The following is a 19,646-nucleotide window of genomic DNA, read 5'->3' as shown; positions in this document are numbered from 1 at the left end:
CGACGCCTTGTCAGGTGTGGTGCTCACGGGTTTGGTGTGCAGCTTATAGCTCCGCAAAACAGGCGTCGAGGATCTCCAGGCCTTTGTCCAGCAACGCATCTTCGGCGGTCAGCGGCACCAGAATGCGCAGCACGCTACCGTAAGTGCCGCAAGACAGCAGGATCAACCCCTTCTCACGCGCCTTGGCCACCACCGATGCCACCGCGGCTGCGTTAGGCTTGTGGGCGTCGCCGTTTTCGAACAACTCCACTGCAATCATCGCACCCAGGCCGCGTACGTCCCCGATCACCGGGTATTTACCTTGCAGCTCACGCAGTTTGCCAGTCAAGTGCTCACCCACCGCGCGGCAACGTTCCAGCAGCTTTTCTTCCTCGAACACATCGAGCACGGCCAATGCCGCCGCGCAGCCCAGCGGGCTACCGGCATAGGTGCCACCCAGGCCGCCAGGGGCCACGGCGTCCATGATCTCGGCCTTGCCGCACACACCGGCCAGTGGGAAGCCCCCGGCGATGGACTTGGCGAAGGTGGTCAGGTCTGGCACCACGCCCATTTGCTCCATGGCGAAAAAGGTGCCCGTGCGCCCGGCACCGGTTTGCACTTCATCGGCGATCAACAGGATGCCGTGCTGGTCGCACAGCGCGCGCAAGCGCTGCATGAACGCCTTGGGCGCTACGTAGAAACCGCCTTCGCCCTGCACGGGCTCAAGGATGATTGCCGCGATGTCCTTGGGCTCGGCATCGTTCTTGAAAATGCGCTCGATGCTGGCGATCGCGTCGTCCACGCTCACGCCGTGCAATTCACAGGGGTACAGCGCGCGGAAGATACCGCCCGGCATCAGCCCCATGCCGGCCGAGTACGGGGCCACCTTACCGGTAAGGCCCAAGGTCATCATGGTGCGGCCATGGTAGGCCCCGGTAAAGGCGATCACACCGGCGCGGCCGGTCGCCGCCCGGGCGATCTTCACGGCGTTCTCCACCGCTTCGGAGCCGGTGGTCACCAGCAAGGTCTTCTTGGGAAAGGCCCCCGGGACCTTGGCGTTGATTTTTTCACACAGCTCGATGTAAGGCTCGTAAGCCAGTACCTGGAAGCAGGTGTGGGTAAGCTTGTGCAATTGCGCTTCGACCGCCGCGATCACTTTCGGGTGCAGGTGGCCGGTGTTCAGCACCGCGATACCGCCGGCGAAGTCGATGAATTCGCGACCTTCGACGTCGGTTACCGTTGAGTTTTTCGCATGGTCGGCAACGATCGGGTGGATCTGCCCCACGCCACGGGGAACGGCGGCCATCCGCCGCTGCATCAAGGATTCGTTGGTCTTGCTCATGAAAAGCCTCATTTGCCGCTCATCGTCGGCACGCTCAAGGATTGAGCGCAACGGCAAGGCCACGGCAGCATACGATGATCGACTGCCCTGGGGCCGCGGCGCCTGGGTTATCGGGCCGGCGGCTGGCGCCGGCCCATGCGCATCACACGCTGATGCACAGGTACTTGATTTCGAGGTAATCCTCGATGCCGTACTTGGAACCTTCGCGGCCCAGCCCCGAAGCTTTTACACCGCCAAACGGCGCGACTTCATTGGAAATAAGCCCGGTATTGATACCCACCATGCCGTACTCCAGCGCTTCGGCCACGCGGAACACGCGCGACAGGTCACGGGCATAGAAGTACGAGGCCAAGCCGAACTCGGTGTCGTTGGCCATGGCGATCACTTCGGCCTCGTCCTTGAAGCGGAACAGCGGCGCCAGCGGGCCGAAGGTTTCATCCTTGGACACCAAGGCATTCTTGGGCACGTCGGCCAAAATGGTCGGCTCGAAGAAGGTGCCGCCCAAGGCATGGGCCTTGCCGCCACTGATCACCTTGGCACCTTTGCTCAAGGCGTCTTCGATGTGTTCCTTGACCTTGGCCACGGCTTTTTCGTCGATCAACGGGCCGGTGGTCACACCCTCGTCCACGCCGTTGCCAATCTTGAGTTTTTCCACCGCCGCCTTGAGCTTTTGGGTGAACGCGTCGTACACGCCCTCCTGCACATAGAGGCGGTTGGCGCACACGCAGGTTTGGCCGTTGTTGCGGTATTTGGAGATGATCGCGCCCTCTACGGCCTTGTCGAGGTCGGCGTCGTCGAACACGATAAACGGCGCGTTGCCGCCCAGTTCCAGGGATACCTTTTTGATGTCTTTGGCGCATTCTGCCATCAGTTGCCGGCCGATATCGGTAGAGCCGGTGAACGACAGCTTGCGCACGATCGGGTTGCTGGTCAGTTCGCCACCCACTTCGCCGGCGCTGCCGGTAATCACGTTGAACACGCCTTTGGGGATACCCGCACGCTCGGCCAGCTCAGCCAGCGCCAGCGCGGAATACGGGGTTTGCGAGGCAGGCTTGAGCACCATGGTGCAACCGGCGGCCAAGGCCGGGCCGGCCTTGCGGGTAATCATCGCAGCAGGGAAGTTCCACGGTGTGATGGCGGCGGTTACACCGATCGGCTGCTTGATCACGATCAGGCGTTTATCCGGCTGGTGGCCGGGGATGGTGTCGCCGTATACGCGCTTGGCTTCTTCGGCGAACCACTCGAGGAACGAGGCGGCATAGACGATCTCGCCTTTGGCCTCGGCCAGCGGCTTACCCTGCTCCAGGGTCATCAAGCGGCCGAGGTCGTCTTGGTTCTCCAGCATCAATTCATACCAGCGGCGCAGCTTGGCTGCGCGCTCTTTGGCGGTCAACGCGCGCCAAGCCGGCAGGGCTTTGTCGGCCGCCTCGATGGCACGGCGGGTTTCGGCTTTGCCCATTTTCGGTACGGTGCCGAGGATTTCATTGGTCGCGGGGTTATTCACCTTCAGCGTCTGGCCGCTGTCGGCATCGGCCCAGGCGCCGTCGATGTAGGCTTGCTGGCGGAACAGGTTCGCGTCTTTGAGTGACATATCGGGGTCCTTCGGCGCCGCTGTGCAGCGTAGCGCCTCGCTGGTTGTTTAGGGGCTTGGTGGTTAGAAGCCACTGGCGCGCATTCATTCCCCGCGATGCGCTGCGGATAACAAGAACGTTCGGAATCTCAAACGTGATCCTAGGTTCTATGCTTATAAAGGACAAGGGGTGTTCGAAAAAAAGAACAGGCCACCTATGGCAGCAGGTCTGCTGCGAGGTGTAGCCCGAGCGGGCTGCCTGGCTGGCTTACCGTATCTTCACTAAAGCCACAGCCGTTGGGCATAAAGCATAGCCTGCTCAAAACCTTGCAACACCATCAGGCATGGACGCGCCCGCATCGGATGGGTATCATGGCGCCCGCGTTGCACTCGTAGCTCAGCTGGATAGAGTACTGCCCTCCGAAGGCAGGGGTCGTGGGTTCGAATCCCGCCGAGTGCACCATAGAATTCAAGCGTTTATGTTAGCCGCCTAGCCCCCCTATTGATTCAGGGGCGCAACGGACAAACAAAGCCCTCCTAGCGAGAGGTTTTTTGTTGTGGCTAATCCAGCGGCCACAGCCGGTACGCCTTTAACCAGCGGGATCTGAGCCGCTGCCTCACGGCACATCGCCCGGGTGTCGTTGGGCATCGTTAGCCGGCAGCCTTCCGCGCGCCTGCAACCCGCTTTGCTGGGCGCCCGCAATCGATCCGGCTTCGTCGCCTATAGCTTACCCAAGGGCTCTGGGATGAAGCCTTCATCCCCCAGCGCTTTGATTACACCCCTGATGAGGTAGTTGTTCGAGAAACCGATGGTGTACTGACGCGCTCCAGCCGAGATAGGCAGTAACATCCCTCGATCTACCAGTCTTCTAACCTGATAAGTCCGCTGCCCACTGTTTAGCTTGGGCAATACCTTCGCGATATCGGCCGATTTCACCACCTTCAACTTAATAGCCAAAGCCAGTATTTGTTCTTCCGGCGCGGTAATCCATTCCCGGGCCTTGGCGAGACTGAGGGCTGGGAAAAGGATGGAGTTCGTTAGGTAGCTGTAATCCGTTAGCTTGTCTACTTTCGCAAGCTCGTCTCGGATTCCTTCAAGAACATAGCCACACCACGCTTCCAGACCTTCTGGTGTACCTTTGTCAGCCTGTGCCAACATCGAGTAATACTTTTCCCGATCATTGCAGAACACCGCGGTGGGGTTCAGCACACGCCCCCCGGTGTTTACATTGAAACCGTACTTCATCAGAAGCGCATAGGTAAGCAATCTCACCACCCGCCCATTGCCGTTACCGAAGGGGTGAATCCAGCCAAATCTGTGGTGGGCCAGCGCAACCTTCATCAGATCGTATTTCGAAGGGTCGGCTCGATTTACAAAACTGACAAGCTCCTCCATGTAGCCCGGTACCTGGATGGCATCGGGAGGTAAGTGTTCGGACTGCGCAATCTTCACAACGCCGTTGCGATAAGCTCCTGGCGTCCTGTCTCCTTCCCGTTCCAATCCTTGAACTGTCATTTCATGAAGCTCGCGGATCGTGCGCTCAGAAAGAGCAGCTCCGTGCGCCATGACCTGTTCAATGTAGTCCATGGCTCTCTCGATATTCGCGACCTCCAGCAATTGGTCCGTGCTATCGGCGGTGCCGTCAACCCGGCTTTCGATGTAGTCGGCAAGGGTCGTATGGTTGCCCTCGATCCGAGCTGAACCTAGGCTCTCCAGCGCATGGAAAATCGACTTCAATTGGAAAAAAACGGGGGCGGGGGTGTCGCCCTCCAACCTCAACCGCCGCAGGTGCTCAAGCTCGCCAAGCACATCGACAAGCGGCGAGTCATAGGAGGGATTCAACAGACCTAGGTCGTGGTGGAGAAATTTAGCCATGGGGTAAATTATCTTGATAGGGGTGTCAGACTATCTTAAAAGCAAGCCTTGAAAGCCCCGTTTTATCAGGGAGTTGGCGCATATCCAGGAAAAAATATCTCAAATCCGGTGTCGTAACAAATGGAAAATTGGGAAAAATTAAGTCGAATCCAACGGTCCAGGAATTGAGCACCGATCGTGTCCTGGGAAATGGTGTAGCCGAACCCACCGAAGGCGCCCTGTGCGAAAGAAATTGGTCATCGTGGTTCTTGGCTGACAATGAGTTGGCGAAGAAAAAAACGCTGACTAGGAGAACCGCGGCGACCAAGCCCACTATTGCATTGACCGAGCTGATTGAGAAAGGCGCAGGCGACGTGCCGCTGGACGTTATCGACAACCCCGTGGCGCTTCAGACCCTCGAGGATTATCTGGAGCGCATCGAGTACGGCATCAGTGAACCCATTGCCTTGGTCTGGCTCAGGGTACACATGGCGCCTTGATCGCGAGCTCTACAAGGACACTCGGTACAGTGGCGTGAGGGCCCACAAGCCGGGTGGCCGCTGGAACTCGCCCGGTCGTAACGTCGTGTACGCATCGGCTAACCCCTCAACCGCCATCCTAGAGGTGGCAGTGCATGTCGGCTTCGATGCGCTGGATGCGGTTGCGCATGTGCTCACATGCTTCGAAGTGCTTGATCACAACCTTATCAAGGTCGTACAGCCCGAGGATGTTCACAACCCTTTCTGGCGCACCCTATATCGGTAAAGGCCTTGGCGCTGTGGTGCTTTTTTCGTGGCCAGCATCGATCGCGCGCACGCCTGCCGCCCCCGTTCCAAGTGTTCGTTCACCTGTTGGTTTACAACGCGACGGAAAACCCAGGCGCTCCCTTAGCGGCCAGCGGCCGCCCGCCACCGACCCTACTCTCGATCAGCCGCGCCCTTACCCCCTGCCCACCTTTGCCGCCATAAACTGCACAAACGCCTCCGGCGTCATCTTCTGCCCGTTGAAGTCGACCACGCCGTTTTCATAGTGCAGGTCTGAGCGAATGTCATTGCCTTCGACCCGGCCTACACCCTGCAAAGTGGCGAGTGTCGCGGCGAGGTTGGCGGCGCCTTCGGCGTTGCGGGCAAGGATGGCGGCGTCGGTTTGGCCTTGCAGTTGGCCCTGGACGGTGGCCAGGTCCTTCAGGCTCAGCGTCGACACGGCCAGCTTCGCATCCAGGCGCTGGATCATCTGCTGCAGCAGTTGTTCGGCGGGCTGGTTCAGGTCGGCCGGTTTGGCCAGGTCCAGGGCAAGGCTGAAGTGGCTTTCGCCATTGGCGGTTTTGAGCCCGACATTCTCCAAGGCGATGTGCGGTTGGCCGGCGAGCAAGCGCAGCGCGCTGGCTTGCACTAGCAGTTGGTCGGCGGGGCTCAATTGCGGGGTGAACGGTACGCCCGCCTCGGCGGCGGCCTGCGCCTGGGGTTGCAGTTTGTTTTGATACAGCGTGATCAGCTCCTGGGTGGCGGCGGCATCGAAGCGGTCGATGACCCAGCGCATCTGCAAGCTGCCGATAGGCTTGCCGCCCACCTGCAGGCTGGCCAGGGTGTAGTCAGTGGAACCCTTTAGCTTGCCGTCGATTTCTTCAAGGCTGCCTACGCCCAAAAAGCCTTCCAGCGCCACGGCCGGTTCGTTCGGCAGCGCCAATAGGCCGCTGGCGGCTTGCACTTCGCTGGTGCCCAGGTAAAAGCCGGACTGCCCTTTCAGCCCGCCGCTTTTGAGCGTGACCCCTTGAAGTTGCAGGTGCGCATCGCCCTCCGGGCCGTGCAGCAGGGCATCGAGGTGGTCCAGGGCAGCGGTCACTTGCAGCTTTTTACCCTCGGCGTTGCCCTCGACATGGGCGTTCAGGCCGGAAAACGCCAGGGTGCCGCGGGGGTCGGCCCAACGCAGTGGCAACACCTGAAGGCTCGCATTCACCGCTTGGTCGTAGCCCAACGTGGCCTGGCCGCTGATCGGTGCCGCGCCGTGGGTCAGGTCGAACCAGGGTTGCAGTTCGCCGCTGCGTTGCAAGGTGAATTGGCTGCTGGCCATTACCGGCAGCACATCCAGCGCTTTGAGCCGTGACCAGGGAAACGGGCCGTGCTCGATGTGTTCGGCGACGTTCAGGGCGGCCGGTGCGCCGCCGTTGAGGTCCGGGCTTTGCACCGTGACCACATAGTGCGCCTCACTGGAGAACACATGCCGCTCGAACGATACCAGGGCCACATTGGCACTTAAGCCCTGCCCGGCCAGGGCGGGCGCCAATTGTTGGTTGATGTTGGCCACCTGCTCGTTGAGCAGTGGCTCGATGCGGGTGCCGGTGTACCAGGCACCACCGATGGCCGCGACACCAACCACGATGACAACGGCGGCGCCGAGGGTTGCTATTTTGTTCATGTAGCGGGGTCCTTAAACGTTCGGCTTCCATAGCGCGTGGCCGTGCTGATTAACCTTTTTGCTGCTGTGGGTCAATGCCGGCTGTGCCGGCGCCGGCACACTCTGTCACTTAAAATGTTTCAAGATTGTACTAGGCGCGCCCACACCACACACCGAAGCCCTGACGTAGAGGCGTTCCGGTGAGCGGCCCGGGGCTTGCTCCTTTTCGGTGGCGCCCACATCGGCGCCTTCACGCCTCCACTATTAAGGAACGGTTCATGACTAAAACAATGAAAGCCGCGGTCGTCCATGCCTTTGGCCAGCCCTTGGCGATACGCGAAGTGCCGGTGCCCACCCCCGGCCCGGGGCAGCTTCTGGTCAAGGTCGCCGCCTCGGGTGTTTGCCACACCGACCTGCACGCTGCCGAAGGCGACTGGCCGGCCAAACCCAACCCGCCGTTCATTCCTGGACACGAAGGCGTGGGGCATGTGGTGGCGGTGGGCGCGGGCGTGACACACGTGAAGGAAGGCGACCGCGTGGGCGTGCCGTGGCTGTACTCAGCCTGCGGCCACTGCGAACACTGCCTGGGCGGCTGGGAAACCCTGTGCGAAACCCAGGAGAACACCGGTTACTCGGTGAACGGCGGCTTTGCCGAGTACACCCTGGCCGATGCCAACTATGTGGGCAAGCTGCCGGACACTATCGGCTTCGTCGAAATAGCCCCGATACTGTGTGCGGGTGTGACCGTGTACAAGGGCTTGAAGATGACCGAAACCAAGCCCGGCCAGTGGGTAGTGATTTCGGGCATCGGTGGGCTTGGGCACATGGCCGTGCAATACGCCAAGGCCATGGGCATGAACGTAGCGGCAGTGGATATCGACGACGCCAAGCTCGACCTGGCACGCCGGCTGGGTGCCACGGTCACGGTCAATGCCCGCGAGCTGGACCCGGCCAAGTACCTGAAGGAACAGATCGGCGGTGCCCACGGGGCATTGGTCACGGCGGTATCGCCCAAGGCCTTCGAGCAGGCGATGGGCATGACCCGGCGTGGCGGCACCATCACCCTGAACGGCCTTCCACCTGGGGACTTCCCGATGTCGATCTTCGACATGGTGTTAAACGGCACCACCGTGCGTGGTTCGATCGTCGGCACCCGGCAAGACCTGCAAGAGGCGCTGGACTTCGCCGCTGAAGGCAAGGTCAAGGCCACCGTGGCCACCGAAAAGCTCGAAAACATCAATGGCGTGTTCGACCAGATGCGCGCCGGCACGATCGAGGGGCGGATCGTGATCGACATGGAGCAGTAAGCGGCAAACGTTAGGGGCCGGCGAAGCTGGCCCTGGCTGCCTGGCGTTAGGCCCGCCGCGTGTGGCTTGCGAGCCTAACGTTGCAAGCGGGTCAATGTGCAACCCTGAACCTATCGACTTCCCGGCGCAGTTCAACGGCTAGCGCGTCCAGTTCCTGGGCCGTTACCGCCAGCTCGGAGACCACCTGGCGCTGCTCGCTATTGACCTGGGCAATGCTGTGCAGGTTGCCGCTGAGCACCGTCGCCGTGGTGCTCTGTTGTTGGGTGGCGGTGGCAATGGCCGCGAACTGCTCGCCCGCGGCGCGGCTTTGCTGGTCGATGTTCGACAGCGCGCTGGCGACCTTGCCGTTGCGCTCCAAGCCTTCACGCATCAGCGTGTTACCTTGCTCCATCGTTTGCACGGCCTGGGCGGTTTGCTGCTGGATGCTGCCGATCATCTGGGAAATTTCGTCCGTGGCCTGGCGGGTTCGCGAGGCCAGGCTGCGCACTTCGTCGGCCACCACGGCAAAGCCACGGCCCTGCTCGCCTGCCCGGGCCGCTTCGATAGCGGCGTTCAGGGCCAGCAAGTTGGTTTGTTCGGCAATCGAGGTGATCACACTGACAATGCCACCGATTTCTTGTGAACGCTGGCCCAACGTATCGATCACCTTGGCGGTTTCGCCCAGCGCGCCGGCGATCTGCTCCAACGAAGCCGAGGCCTGGTCCATTGATGCGCGCCCGACCTGAGTGTGCTGCATGTTGTCGCGGGCCATGCGCTCGGTGCTGCTCATGTTCTCGGCAATGTGCTGGGAAGTGGCGCTGAATTGTTCCACGGCCCCCGCCATGCTAGTGATCTCGTCCGACTGCTGCTCCATGCCTTCGTAAGCGCCACTGGAGAGCCCGTTGAGGGCTTTGGCGCGGTGGTTCACCTGCTCGGAGGCATCGCGAATATGCTGCACCATGCTGGCCAGGGCCTCACCCATGTGGTTGAAGCTTGCGGCCAATTGGGTGATTTCGTCGTTCCCGGCCACCGCCGAGCGTGCACCGAGATCCCCGGCGCCCAACGCCTCAGCCTGTGCCACCAGCGCACCGAGCGGGGCCAGGCGCCGGCGCAGCAGCCACACCGCCACCGCTACGGCGATCAACGTGGCCAACAGGCTGCCGATCACCAATTGCTCGCCTACCGCCCAAGTCACTTCGTTCAGCTCGGCCTTGGGCATGCTTGCTACCACGCGCCAAGGCCCTGGGGCGAACGGCACCGCCAGGGAATAAAAACCCTGCTGGCCGTCGCTCCAAAAACCGCCGTGGGCCGGTGCGAGTGCTGGCTGGATAGCCTGTACGGCCTGGTCGGGGGCGCTCACGCCAAACGGCGCCACCAGCCAATGGTTCTGTGCATCGAGCAGGGCCAGCGAGCCGGTTTTGCCAATGCGAAACTGGCGCAGTTTTTCGAACTGCGCCGCTTGCGCCTCGGTGTAGTCGAACCCTACGAACAACACGGCGATCACCTTGCCACTGGTATCGCGCACCGGCGTGTACTGGGTCATGTAACTGCGCCCGAACAGTACCGCCGCGCCCACATAGCCTTGGCCGGCGAGCAGGCGCGGGTAAGCAGGGTGGGCGTGGTCGAGCTGGGTGCCGATTGCGCGGCTGCCGTCTTGTTTGGTCAATGAGGTGCTGATACGCACGAATTCATCCCCACTGCGCACGAACACCGTGGCCACGCCTTCAGTCATCTTGCGAAAATCGTCTACCTCATGGGTGTTGTTGTTCAATACCGTATCGCCCAGCAACAGCCCAGGGGTGTTGGCCCCGGCCACCATCACCGGTTGCTCGGGGGCCAGCGCCAGCCCGGCGGCGAAACGGGACCCGAACAGCCCGCTCAGGCGCTGGGTACTGATGCGCAAGGTGTTCTGGAAGGTGTCGAGTTGGTCGGCCAGCAAGCGCGCTTCGCTGGCCATGTGATCTTCACGGGTGGCCAGGTTGGCGCTGCTGAGCGAGCGCAAGGCAAGGGCAGTGCTGAGGCTGATGACGACGATCAAGATAATCGCCAAGGCGAGGCCTAGCTGCGAGGCGATGCGTGCACGAGGCTGGGTCAAGTTGAGCTCCTGGGCCGCCGGCTGAAACCGGTCTGCGTGGCACCTGATGTAACGTTGAAAGTGTTATGGAACGGCTGTTCCCTCGCAGCCTATATCGGCAGCCACTCAAAATACCTGAGCGCATAATTAGCTATTGATTAGCCATTACTGAAGGATGGTTACCTGCGGCAGTACGGTAGCGGCCACCTCTTGTTGCAAGAATTCGCTGAGCCGCTGCAGCCGATCGCCCCCCGGGCGTGTCCGCGGCCACACCAGGTAGTAACGCTCGCCGCTGGGCACTGCGGTGGGCCAGGGCAGCGCGAGGCGGCCTTGGGCGACATCCTCGGCGACCATCATCAGGTCACCGATCGACACGCCGTAGCCGCGGGCGGCGGCGATCATACCCATCTCCAGCGTATCGAATACCTGCCCGCCCTGTAATGGCACGTGTTCGGCCAGACCCATGCGCTGCAGCCAATGGGGGGCTCCAGCATGAGTTAAACTCATGCCAGCCATCGCTATTATCCTTTTGCGCATCGCCAGCGCAAGGCGCAGACTCCCGCCTCCCCACTCTCTACCCGTTCGCTTAGAAAAACTCACTATGCCCCGCGCCACCACCCGTTCCGAATTGGCCGCCCTGCTACAGCTGGCCGGCCCGCTGATCGCTTCGCAGTTGGCGCACATGCTGATGGTATTGACCGACACGCTGATGATGGCGCGGCTCAGCCCGGAGGATTTGGCCGGTGGCGGGCTGGGCGCGGCGAGCTATTCGTTCGTGGCGATCTTCTGCTTCGGCGTGATTGCGGCGGTCGGCACCCTGGTGGCCAACCGGCACGGTGCCAACGATGCCGCCGGCGCTGCGCGCCTGGCGCGGGCGGGGTTATGGCTGGGCTGGCTGCTGGGCGCGGCAGGGGCGCTGCTATTGTGGAACCTGGGCCCGCTGCTGGCGCTACTGGGGCAAACGCCCGAGAACGTCGGCCACGCCGAGCAATTCTTGCGGATATTACCGCTGGCCCTGCCCGGCGCCATGACGTTCATGGCGTTGCGCGGTTTTACCAGCGCCATGGGCAAGGCCGGGCCGGTGATGATTATCAGCCTGCTGGCGGCCGGGCTGAATGCGCTGCTGAATCTGGCGCTGATCGATGGCTGGTTCGGCCTGCCAAGGTTGGGCTTGGCCGGCATCGGTTTGGTCACTGCCATCGTTGCCAATGGCATGGCCGTGGCGCTGGCGCTGTACATCGGCGCGGCGCCGGCTTATCGCGCATTTGCGATCCTTAGGGGCCTAGGGCGGCCAGACTGGCGCAGTGTGGGCGAGCTATGGCGCCTCGGCTTGCCTATTGGTGGTACGTACGCCGTCGAAGTGGGGCTGTTCGCCTTTGCGGCGCTGTGCATCGGCACCATGGGCAGCGCCCAATTGGGCGCACACCAGATCGCCCTGCAAGTGGTATCGGTCGCCTTCATGGTGCCGGTGGGGCTTTCGTATGCGGTCACGCTACGGGTCAGCCGCCACCACGGGGCGGGCGAGTTGCACCTGGCGCGCAAGGCCGGGCGGGTCGGCATCGGCTTTGGCGCACTGGTGATGTTGGGCTTTTCGCTGCTGTTCTGGTTAGCGCCCAAGGCCATCATCGGGCTGTTCATCGACGCCAACGACCCAGCCTTTGCCGCGGTCTTCAGCTTGGCGGTCAGCCTGTTGGCGGTGGCCGCGTGGTTCGAGCTGTTCGATGGCGTGCAAACCATCGCCATGGGGGCCATTCGCGGCCTCAAAGACAGCCGCCTCACGTTCTTGATCGGCCTGTGTTGCTATTGGTTGATCGGCGCGCCTATCGCCTGGCTGCTGGCGTTCCACGCGGGTTGGGGGCCACAAGGCATCTGGTGGGGCCTGGCCGCGGGGTTGGGCTGCGCGGCCACCACGCTGTGCCTGGGTTTCGAATGGCGGGTCAGCCGCTTGCGGCGCTCTGGCGCTGCTGCAAATACGCCTGCAACGCCACCATCGGTAACGGTTTGCTGATCAGATAACCCTGCACCTGGTCGCAGCCGAAGCTGCGCAACAACTCCATTTGCGCCGAGGTTTCCACGCCTTCGGCGACGACTTCCAGGTTCAGGTTATGCGCCAGGTTCACCATGGCGTGGACCAGTTGGCGGTTCTCGGGGCGCGCCTCCATGCCCTCCACGAAGCTTTTGTCTACCTTGAGCAGGGCGATGGGTAGGCTGTTCAAATGCACGAACGAGGAGAACCCGGTACCGAAGTCATCCAGCGAAAAACGCACCCCTAGCTTGCCCAGCGCGTCCATGGTGTACCGCACTAACTCATTGCGGCGCATTACGGCGGTTTCGGTCAGCTCGAACTCCAACCATCTGGCATCGATACCGCGCTCGTCGATCAGCCGGCTCAGGGCCGAGAGCAGCTGGCTGTCCTGGAACTGGCGAAACGACAGGTTAACCGCCATGTGCAGCGGCGCCACGCCTGCTTCGCGCAGGTTCTGCATGTCGTACAGTGCCCGGGAGATAACCCAGTAGCCCAAGGGTACGATCAACCCGCTTTGCTCGGCCAGGGGCACGAACTCGCTGGGCGGTAACAGGCCACGTTCGGCATGGCGCCAGCGCACCAACGCCTCGAGCCCCACCACCTGCCCGCTGGTGAGGTCCAGCCGCGGCTGGTAGTGCAGTTCCAGTTCGTCCCGCCGCAAAGCCCGGCGCAACTCGCTTTCGAGGTCTGCCAAGTTCCGGGCGTTGCGGTTGATGCGCTCGTTGAACACATGGTAGGTGCAGCCTTGGATACCCTTGGCCTGCTGCATGGCGATGTGCGCGTGCCACATCAGTGGGTCTGCGCCGGCTTTGGCGCGGCCATGGGCCACGCCCAGGCTACAGCCGAGCAGCAGGCTTTCGCCATCGACCCAGTAGGGTTCGGCCATGGCCTCGACGATGCGCTCAGCCATGCGCTCGGCGCGTTGCGCGTCGCCGCGGGTGTCGAGCAGCAGGGCGAATTCATCGCTGCCCAGGCGCGCCAGGTAGTCACCTGGCTCCAATTGCGCCTTGAGCCGCGCGACCACTTGCAGAATCAGCCGGTCGCCGGCTTGGTGGCCCAGTGAGTCGTTGGCGTGGCGAAAGTTATCCAAGTCCAGGTGGCCCAGTGCCAAGCCGCGGCCTTCGGTACTGGCCAAACGGCCGGCAAGCAGGGTCTGGAAGCCTTGGCGGTTAGCGATGCCGGTCAGCGGGTCTTCCTCGGCCAGGCGCTGCAGCGTGCTTTCCAGCGAGGTGCGCTCGCGCACATGGCGCAGGCAACGGCGCAACGTATCCGGGTTGAGGGTACTGCGTACCAACCAGTCGCTGGCGCTTTGCGGCGGCTCGGCAGGTTCGGCTTCCAGCAACAGCACTTGCGCCATCTGGCAGGCCAGGTCTGCCGGTTGCAGCTTGGGCGTGGTCAGCAGCACGGCCTGGCGGTCATGTTCGAACAAGCTGCTGACCACCGCCCAGCTCGGCGCGCTGATCAGCACATAAGCATCGCCAAACGGTGCCAGGCACTCATGCAACGTTGCAGCCCAAACCGCCTGTTCAGCCAGCAATAGCAGGCGGGTAGGTTCTAGCGGCGTAGCCACGCGAGCTCCTTAGCATTGTCAGTACCGGCGGGCTGGAAGCCGCTGGCCTCAATTGAAAACACACGAATCTTAATGACTTGCCATAGCGGCAAAAGCAACAAGTTCCGCATGCATCCTGATGCAAAGTATCAAATCCGGCAAATTTTGTTGCGCCAACCGTTGCGCTACGTCAGGTGGCCGCGGCAACCGGGCCGGACCCTGTTAAAATGCACGGCCTTTTTACCGGTTTAGATGCCCCCCATGTCCCGACTCAACCCCCGGCAGCAAGAAGCCGTGAACTACGTCGGCGGCCCGCTGCTGGTACTCGCCGGCGCAGGCTCCGGCAAAACCAGCGTGATTACCCGCAAGATCGCCCACCTGATCCAGCAGTGCGGCATCCGCGCCCAGTACATCGTGGCCATGACATTTACCAACAAGGCCGCGCGCGAGATGAAAGAGCGCGTCGGCACCCTTCTGCGCCCCGGCGAAGCTCGCGGGCTTACCGTGTGCACGTTCCACAACCTGGGGCTGAACATCATCCGCAAGGAGCACGCGCGGCTGGGTTACAAACCCGGCTTTTCGATTTTCGATGAGTCCGACATCAAAAGCCTGCTGACCGACATCATGCAAAAGGAGTACTCCGGCGACGACGGCGCTGACGAGATCAAGCACATGATCGGCGCCTGGAAGAACGACCTGGTGCTACCCGAGCAGGCCCTGGCCGAAGCACGCAACCCCCGCGAACAAACTGCTGCGATCGTGTATGCCCATTACCAACGCACCCTGCGGGCGTTCAACGCGGTGGACTTCGACGACTTGATATTGCTGCCAGTCAAGCTGTTCCAGGAACAGCCCGATGTGCTCGAACGCTGGCAAAACCGTGTGCGCTACCTGCTGGTAGACGAATACCAAGACACCAACGCCAGCCAGTACCTGCTGGTAAAGTTGCTGATCGGCCTGCGCCACCAGTTCACCGTGGTCGGCGACGATGACCAATCGATCTACGCCTGGCGCGGTGCGCGGCCTGAGAACCTCATGCTGCTCAAAGACGATTACCCCTCGCTGAAGGTGGTGATGCTCGAACAGAACTACCGCTCTACCAGCCGGATACTGCGCTGCGCCAACGTGCTGATTGCCAATAACCCCCACGCGTTCGAAAAGCAGCTGTGGAGCGAGATGGGCCATGGTGACGAGATCCGCGTGATCCGCTGCAAGAACGAAGAAGCCGAAGCCGAGCGGGTGGCGATGGAGATCCTCACCTTGCACCTGCGTACCGACCGCCCCTACAAGGACTTCGCTATCCTTTACCGGGGTAACTACCAAGCCAAGCTGATCGAGCTCAAGCTGCAGCACTACCAGGTGCCTTACCGGTTATCCGGCGGCACCAGCTTCTTCGCCCGCCAAGAAGTGAAAGACGTGATGTCTTACCTACGCCTGCTGGTGAACCCCGATGACGACAATGCCTTTTTGCGGGTGATCAACGTACCACGGCGGGAAATCGGCTCGGCCACGCTGGAGAAACTTGGCAACTATGCCACCGAGCGCGAGGTGTCGATGTATGGCGCCTGTGACGAGTTGGGCTTGGCCCAGCATCTGGACGCGCGGTTCGTCGACCGCTTGCAGCGCTTCAAGCGCTGGATGGACAACGTGCGCCAGCAGGTGGCACTGAGCGAGCCGATCCAGGCGCTGCGCAGCATGGTCACCGACATCGACTACGAAAACTGGATTCGCCAGAACAGCTCCAGCGACAAAGCCGCCGACTATCGCATCAGCAATGTGTGGTTCTTGATCGACGCGCTGAAGAACACCCTGGAAAAAGACGAAGACGGCGACATGACCATCGAGGATGCCATCGGCAAACTGGTACTGCGCGACATGCTCGAACGCCAGCAGGAGGAAGAAGAAGGGGCCGACGGCGTGCAGATGATGACCCTGCATGCGTCCAAGGGCCTAGAATTCCCCTACGTGTTCATCCTGGGCATGGAAGAGGAAATCCTCCCGCACCGTTCCAGCATCGAGGCAGACACCATCGAAGAAGAGCGCCGCCTGGCCTACGTGGGTATCACCCGCGCGCGGCAAACCCTGGCCTTTACCTTTGCGGCCAAGCGCAAGCAATACGGCGAAGTGATCGACTGCCTGCCCAGCCGTTTTCTCGACGAACTGCCCCCCGACGACCTCACCTGGGAGGGCCAGGAAGACGCCCCCGTCGAGGTCAAGGCCGCCCGCGGCAACCACGCATTGGCCGACATCCGTGCCATGCTCAAGCGCTGAACCGAGGACTCACCGTGCACGCACTGCAGCAAAAAATTCGCGAAGAAGGCATCGTGCTCTCCGAGCAGGTACTGAAGGTAGACGCCTTCCTTAACCACCAGATCGACCCACAGCTGATGCACGCCATCGGCGCTGAGTTCGCCCGCCGCTTCGAGGGCACGGGCGTGACCAAGATCGTGACCCTGGAAGCCTCCGGCATTGCCCCGGCGGTGATGACCGGGCTAATAATGGGCGTGCCAGTGATTTTCGCACGCAAACACGCCTCGCTCACCCTGACCGAACACCTGCTGGTGGCCGAGGTGTATTCGTTCACCAAGCAACACAACAGCATGGTGGCCATCTCACCCCGCCATCTGGGCGCTGATGACCACGTGCTGATCATCGATGATTTCCTGGCCAACGGCCGCGCGGCCCAGGCGCTGATTTCGATCATCCAGCAAGCCGGGGCAACCCTCGCCGGCCTGGGTATCGTTATCGAAAAGTCATTTCAGGCCGGCCGCGCCGAACTGGACGCCCAAGGGTACCGGGTCGAGTCATTGGCCCGGGTGAGTTCCCTGGCCAGCGGTCGCGTGACCTTCCTCGACTGATCAGGGCGCCAGCAACCCCAGCGGCTCGGGCGGGCGGGTAGCCTGCAGGGCGGCCAGCAGCAGGCGCTGCTGGACGTCTTCGCGCAACCCGTGGGGCTCGGCCAGTTGCATGCGCTGCAGGTGCTCCGGGTACAGGCTCGGCTCCGGGGCGTCCAGGGCAGCCCTGCCCAAGTCGAACAGCTCGGTGAGGTGATACTTGCTTTTGAGCCAGTTCAGCGCCCGCAGCAAGTCGCGCTCCACCCGGCTGAAATCGCAGCCCAGTGGGTACTCGGGGAACAACTGTGGATGCCGCGCGCGAATCGCTTCCAGGCGCTCCAAGGTGTTCACGGCATAACCCGGGGCCAGCCGAAAATCCCGTGGCAGCTTACCGGCCATTTGTGCCTGGTCGATCAAGGTGGGTTGAAAGCGCGAGTCGGCGATGTTCACCAACGCTTCGATCACCTGGGCGTCGGTTTTGCCGCGCAGGTCGGCGATGCCGTACTCGGTCACCACGATGTCACGCAGGTGCCGCGGGATGGTGCAGTGCCCGTAATCCCAAACGATGTTCGAACTCACCGCCCCGCCGCTTTCGCGCCAACTGCGCAACACCAGCACCGAACGTGCGCCTTCCAGGGCATGGCCTTGCACCACGAAGTTGTACTGCCCGCCTACACCGCTGAGCACCTGCCCGTTGTCGAGTTGGTCCGACACCGCCGCGCCCAGCAAGGTGACCTTTACCGCCGTGTTGACGAAGCGCGCATCCACGCGTTGCAGGCGCTTGAGCGTTTCGTCGCCGTACAACTCGTTGATGTAGCTGATGGCTGTCATGTCGAACTGCGCGCGCACCTCCAGTGGCAAGTCGCGCAGCCGTTCGTAAAAGCGCTGCGGGCCCAGGAAAAACCCGCCATGGGCCAGCACCCCGCCGGGCTCGTTCGCCCCGGCATTGGCCCGCGCCTGCTGCTCGGCATCGGCGTGCACCCGTCGGCGCAGCACGCCGGCCTCGGCCAATACCAGCAAGCCATTGACGAACATTTCGCTGCAACCGTACAGGCCCTTGGCGAATGGCGCGGTGCCGCCTTCTCGGTCCAGGGTTGGCTGAATGGCGGTAAGGTCCAGTTCGCCCAACAACGCTTGGTACGCGCTGTTATTGGCCTGGCGCGCGAGCAGGGCGGCGGTGAGGGCATCGCCCATTGAACCGATGCCGACCTGCAACGTACCGCCGTCACGGATCAGCGCGCTGGTAAGCAGGCCGATGAAATGGTCTTGGGTGCCCACCGGCATGTTCGGCGTGGAAAACAACGTGCTGCGCTCCGGCTCATCGAGCAACAGGTCGAACGTGCCCTCGTCCAATTCGGCCGAGCCGGGCATGTAAGGCAAGTGCTCATGGACCTGCGCCAACAGCATAATCGCCTCCCCCGCTTCGCGGCGTTTGGCCAGGCGCGGCAACAGGTCCAGGGTGAGGTCCGGGTTGCAGCTCAGGCTCAAACGCCCGGGGCGCGCCGGGTGCTGCGCCACCAACTGCGCCACAAGGTTCAAACCGCGCGCGTCGATGTCACGCGCGGCGTGGCTGTAGTTGCTGCTCACGTAGCTCTGTTGCGCCAGCGCGCAATCGACCAATGCGCCCGGCTGCATGAAGAACTGCTCCACGCTCACGTGGGCCGGCAAGTTACCGCTGCGTAGGTCCGCGAGGAATTCAAGCTCCGGGTAGTCACCGTACACCGCCTCCACGAACGGCTCGAGCAAGCGCTTTTGCAGCCCATCGCCCAACGCCGGCCGGCCCAGCACTAACGCCGTGTAAATCGTGAGTGGGCGCCCGGGCAGGGCCTTGATACGCGCATACAGGGCGTTGACGAAGCGATTGGGCTTGCCCAGGCCCAGCGGCAGGCCCATGTGGATATGGGCCGGCAGGCGCTCCAGCGCCGCGTCCACCGCTCGGTCGATCGAACAATATTCCACCGGCGTCGCCTCCGTTCGGGGGGTGGGAATGGTGGTTGGACCGGGGGGCGTGGGGCAATGTTCAGTGGGTAATCGCGCCGGTGCGCGCCACCTATTTTTGGGCAGGCATAACGGGTTGCAGAGGGGCCATCAGGCCACGCAAGAAAAGCCGGCCTGGGAGGCCATTGCGACGGCCCCGCTGAAACCTAGAAATTTGCAGGCGTCGCCGCGCTGACCAACCGTGCCGGCACGTCGAAGGGGTTGCGAAAGCGGTGCGGCCGGCTGCTTTCGAAGTAGTAGCTATCGCCCACCTCGAGCACGAAGGTTTCCAACCCCACGGTCAATTCAAGCCGCCCTTCAATGAGGATGCCGGTTTCCTCGCCATCGTGGGCGAGCATGTCGGTGCCGGTGTCGGCGCCTGGCGGGTAGGTTTCGGTCAGGAACGAAATGGCGCGGCCGGTGTGGGCCTTGCCGACCAGCTTCATGGTCACTTCGCCGTCGGAGATGTCGATCAGTTCGTGGGCTTTGTACACGATTTGGGTAGGGTTTTGCGCTTCTAGCTCTTCGGAAAAGAATTCGACCATGGACATGGGGATGCCGCTCAACACCTTGCGCAACGAGCTGATCGAGGGGCTCACGCTGTTTTTTTCGATCATCGAGATGGTGCTGTTGGTCACCCCCGCGCGTTTGGCGAGTTCGCGCTGAGACAAGCCCTTGAGCTTGCGAATGGCTTGAAGTCGTTCACCGACGTCCAATGGGGGGTTCCTTGTGAAGGCGCGGCCGTTGTGGTTCGGACAGG

The 19,646-nt window shown here is 62.2% G+C and carries 13 protein-coding genes, 1 tRNA gene and 2 pseudogenes; 7 read left to right on the top strand and 9 right to left on the bottom strand.

All coding sequences use genetic code 11. The features are described from left to right. Positions 1-43: 43 nt before the first annotated feature. Both gabT and gabD read right to left on the bottom strand, forming a co-directional pair. Positions 44-1,321, bottom strand: coding sequence for a 4-aminobutyrate--2-oxoglutarate transaminase (gene gabT / locus HAQ05_RS07125; RefSeq protein ID WP_190418842.1), 1,278 nt, complete (start codon positions 1,319-1,321; stop codon positions 44-46). A gap of 142 nt (positions 1,322-1,463) precedes the next feature. Beyond that, positions 1,464-2,912 (bottom strand): NADP-dependent succinate-semialdehyde dehydrogenase, encoded by a 1,449-nt coding sequence (gene gabD, locus HAQ05_RS07120; protein WP_190418840.1) that lies wholly within the window; start codon positions 2,910-2,912, stop codon positions 1,464-1,466. Positions 2,913-3,277: 365 nt separating this feature from the next. Here gabD and HAQ05_RS07115 point away from each other — a divergent pair. Further along, positions 3,278-3,354, top strand: a tRNA-Arg gene (locus HAQ05_RS07115). 258 nt (positions 3,355-3,612) lie between these two features. Here the strand turns inward: HAQ05_RS07115 and HAQ05_RS07110 are convergent. Beyond that, complete coding sequence (locus HAQ05_RS07110) at positions 3,613-4,767, bottom strand: Fic family protein (RefSeq protein WP_190418838.1); 1,155 nt, start codon at positions 4,765-4,767, stop codon at positions 3,613-3,615. Positions 4,768-4,931: 164 nt separating this feature from the next. Here HAQ05_RS07110 and HAQ05_RS29135 point away from each other — a divergent pair, with 164 nt between their 5' ends. Next, positions 4,932-5,246, top strand: a complete 315-nt coding sequence (locus HAQ05_RS29135; RefSeq protein WP_338050148.1) for a hypothetical protein — start codon at positions 4,932-4,934, stop codon at positions 5,244-5,246. Next, positions 5,200-5,499, top strand: a pseudogene (locus HAQ05_RS07100) (RES family NAD+ phosphorylase); the annotation flags it as partial. The gene HAQ05_RS29135 and the pseudogene HAQ05_RS07100, both read left to right, overlap by 47 nt. A 186-nt stretch (positions 5,500-5,685) precedes the next feature. Here the strand turns inward: HAQ05_RS07100 and HAQ05_RS07095 are convergent. Continuing rightward, on the bottom strand, positions 5,686-7,161 hold the full coding sequence (locus HAQ05_RS07095; RefSeq protein ID WP_190418835.1) for a YdgA family protein: 1,476 nt from the start codon (positions 7,159-7,161) through the stop codon (positions 5,686-5,688). Between the two features lie 257 nt (positions 7,162-7,418). On the opposite strand from HAQ05_RS07095, the gene adhP reads away from it, so the two are divergent. Beyond that, positions 7,419-8,447, top strand: coding sequence for an alcohol dehydrogenase AdhP (adhP, locus tag HAQ05_RS07090; protein WP_190418833.1), 1,029 nt, complete (start codon positions 7,419-7,421; stop codon positions 8,445-8,447). 91 nt (positions 8,448-8,538) lie between these two features. Here the strand turns inward: adhP and HAQ05_RS29675 are convergent, their stop codons facing one another. After that, positions 8,539-10,521: a methyl-accepting chemotaxis protein gene (locus HAQ05_RS29675; RefSeq protein WP_190418831.1), complete on the bottom strand. Its 1,983-nt coding sequence runs from the start codon at positions 10,519-10,521 to the stop codon at positions 8,539-8,541. 144 nt (positions 10,522-10,665) lie between these two features. Beyond that, positions 10,666-10,980: pseudogene (locus tag HAQ05_RS07080) on the bottom strand (LysR substrate-binding domain-containing protein); the annotation flags it as partial. Between the two features lie 121 nt (positions 10,981-11,101). Between HAQ05_RS07080 and HAQ05_RS07075 the strand changes: the two are divergent. Beyond that, positions 11,102-12,508 carry a NorM family multidrug efflux MATE transporter gene (locus HAQ05_RS07075; protein WP_238936479.1) on the top strand — a complete coding sequence of 469 codons (1,407 nt, stop codon included), beginning with the start codon at positions 11,102-11,104 and terminating at the stop codon, positions 12,506-12,508. On the opposite strand, the gene HAQ05_RS07070 is transcribed toward HAQ05_RS07075, so the two are convergent. After that, complete coding sequence (locus tag HAQ05_RS07070) at positions 12,438-14,096, bottom strand: EAL domain-containing protein (RefSeq protein WP_190418827.1); 1,659 nt, start codon at positions 14,094-14,096, stop codon at positions 12,438-12,440. The two genes, HAQ05_RS07075 and HAQ05_RS07070, sit on opposite strands and share 71 nt — an antisense overlap. Positions 14,097-14,336: 240 nt before the next feature. On the opposite strand from HAQ05_RS07070, the gene rep reads away from it, so the two are divergent. Beyond that, positions 14,337-16,346 (top strand): DNA helicase Rep, encoded by a 2,010-nt coding sequence (rep, locus tag HAQ05_RS07065; RefSeq protein ID WP_190418825.1) that lies wholly within the window; start codon positions 14,337-14,339, stop codon positions 16,344-16,346. Between the two features lie 14 nt (positions 16,347-16,360). Next, entirely contained in the window at positions 16,361-16,933 is a 573-nt protein-coding gene (locus HAQ05_RS07060; RefSeq protein WP_190418823.1) for a xanthine phosphoribosyltransferase, read from the top strand. Here the strand turns inward: HAQ05_RS07060 and HAQ05_RS07055 are convergent, their stop codons facing one another. Further along, a complete protein-coding gene (locus HAQ05_RS07055; protein WP_190419058.1) occupies positions 16,934-18,802 on the bottom strand; it encodes an acetyl-CoA hydrolase/transferase C-terminal domain-containing protein in 1,869 nt (622 codons plus the stop codon). 251 nt (positions 18,803-19,053) lie between these two features. After that, positions 19,054-19,602, bottom strand: a complete 549-nt coding sequence (locus tag HAQ05_RS07050; RefSeq protein ID WP_190418821.1) for a cupin domain-containing protein — start codon at positions 19,600-19,602, stop codon at positions 19,054-19,056. Between the last annotated feature and the right edge of the window lie 44 nt (positions 19,603-19,646).

Origin of the sequence: Pseudomonas typographi (assembly GCF_014694385.1) — a bacterium.
In the GTDB taxonomy this organism is placed as follows: domain Bacteria; phylum Pseudomonadota; class Gammaproteobacteria; order Pseudomonadales; family Pseudomonadaceae; genus Aquipseudomonas; species Aquipseudomonas typographi.
The sequence above is the reverse complement of the archived record's forward strand: the minus strand, read 5'-3'. Positions and strand labels throughout refer to the sequence as shown.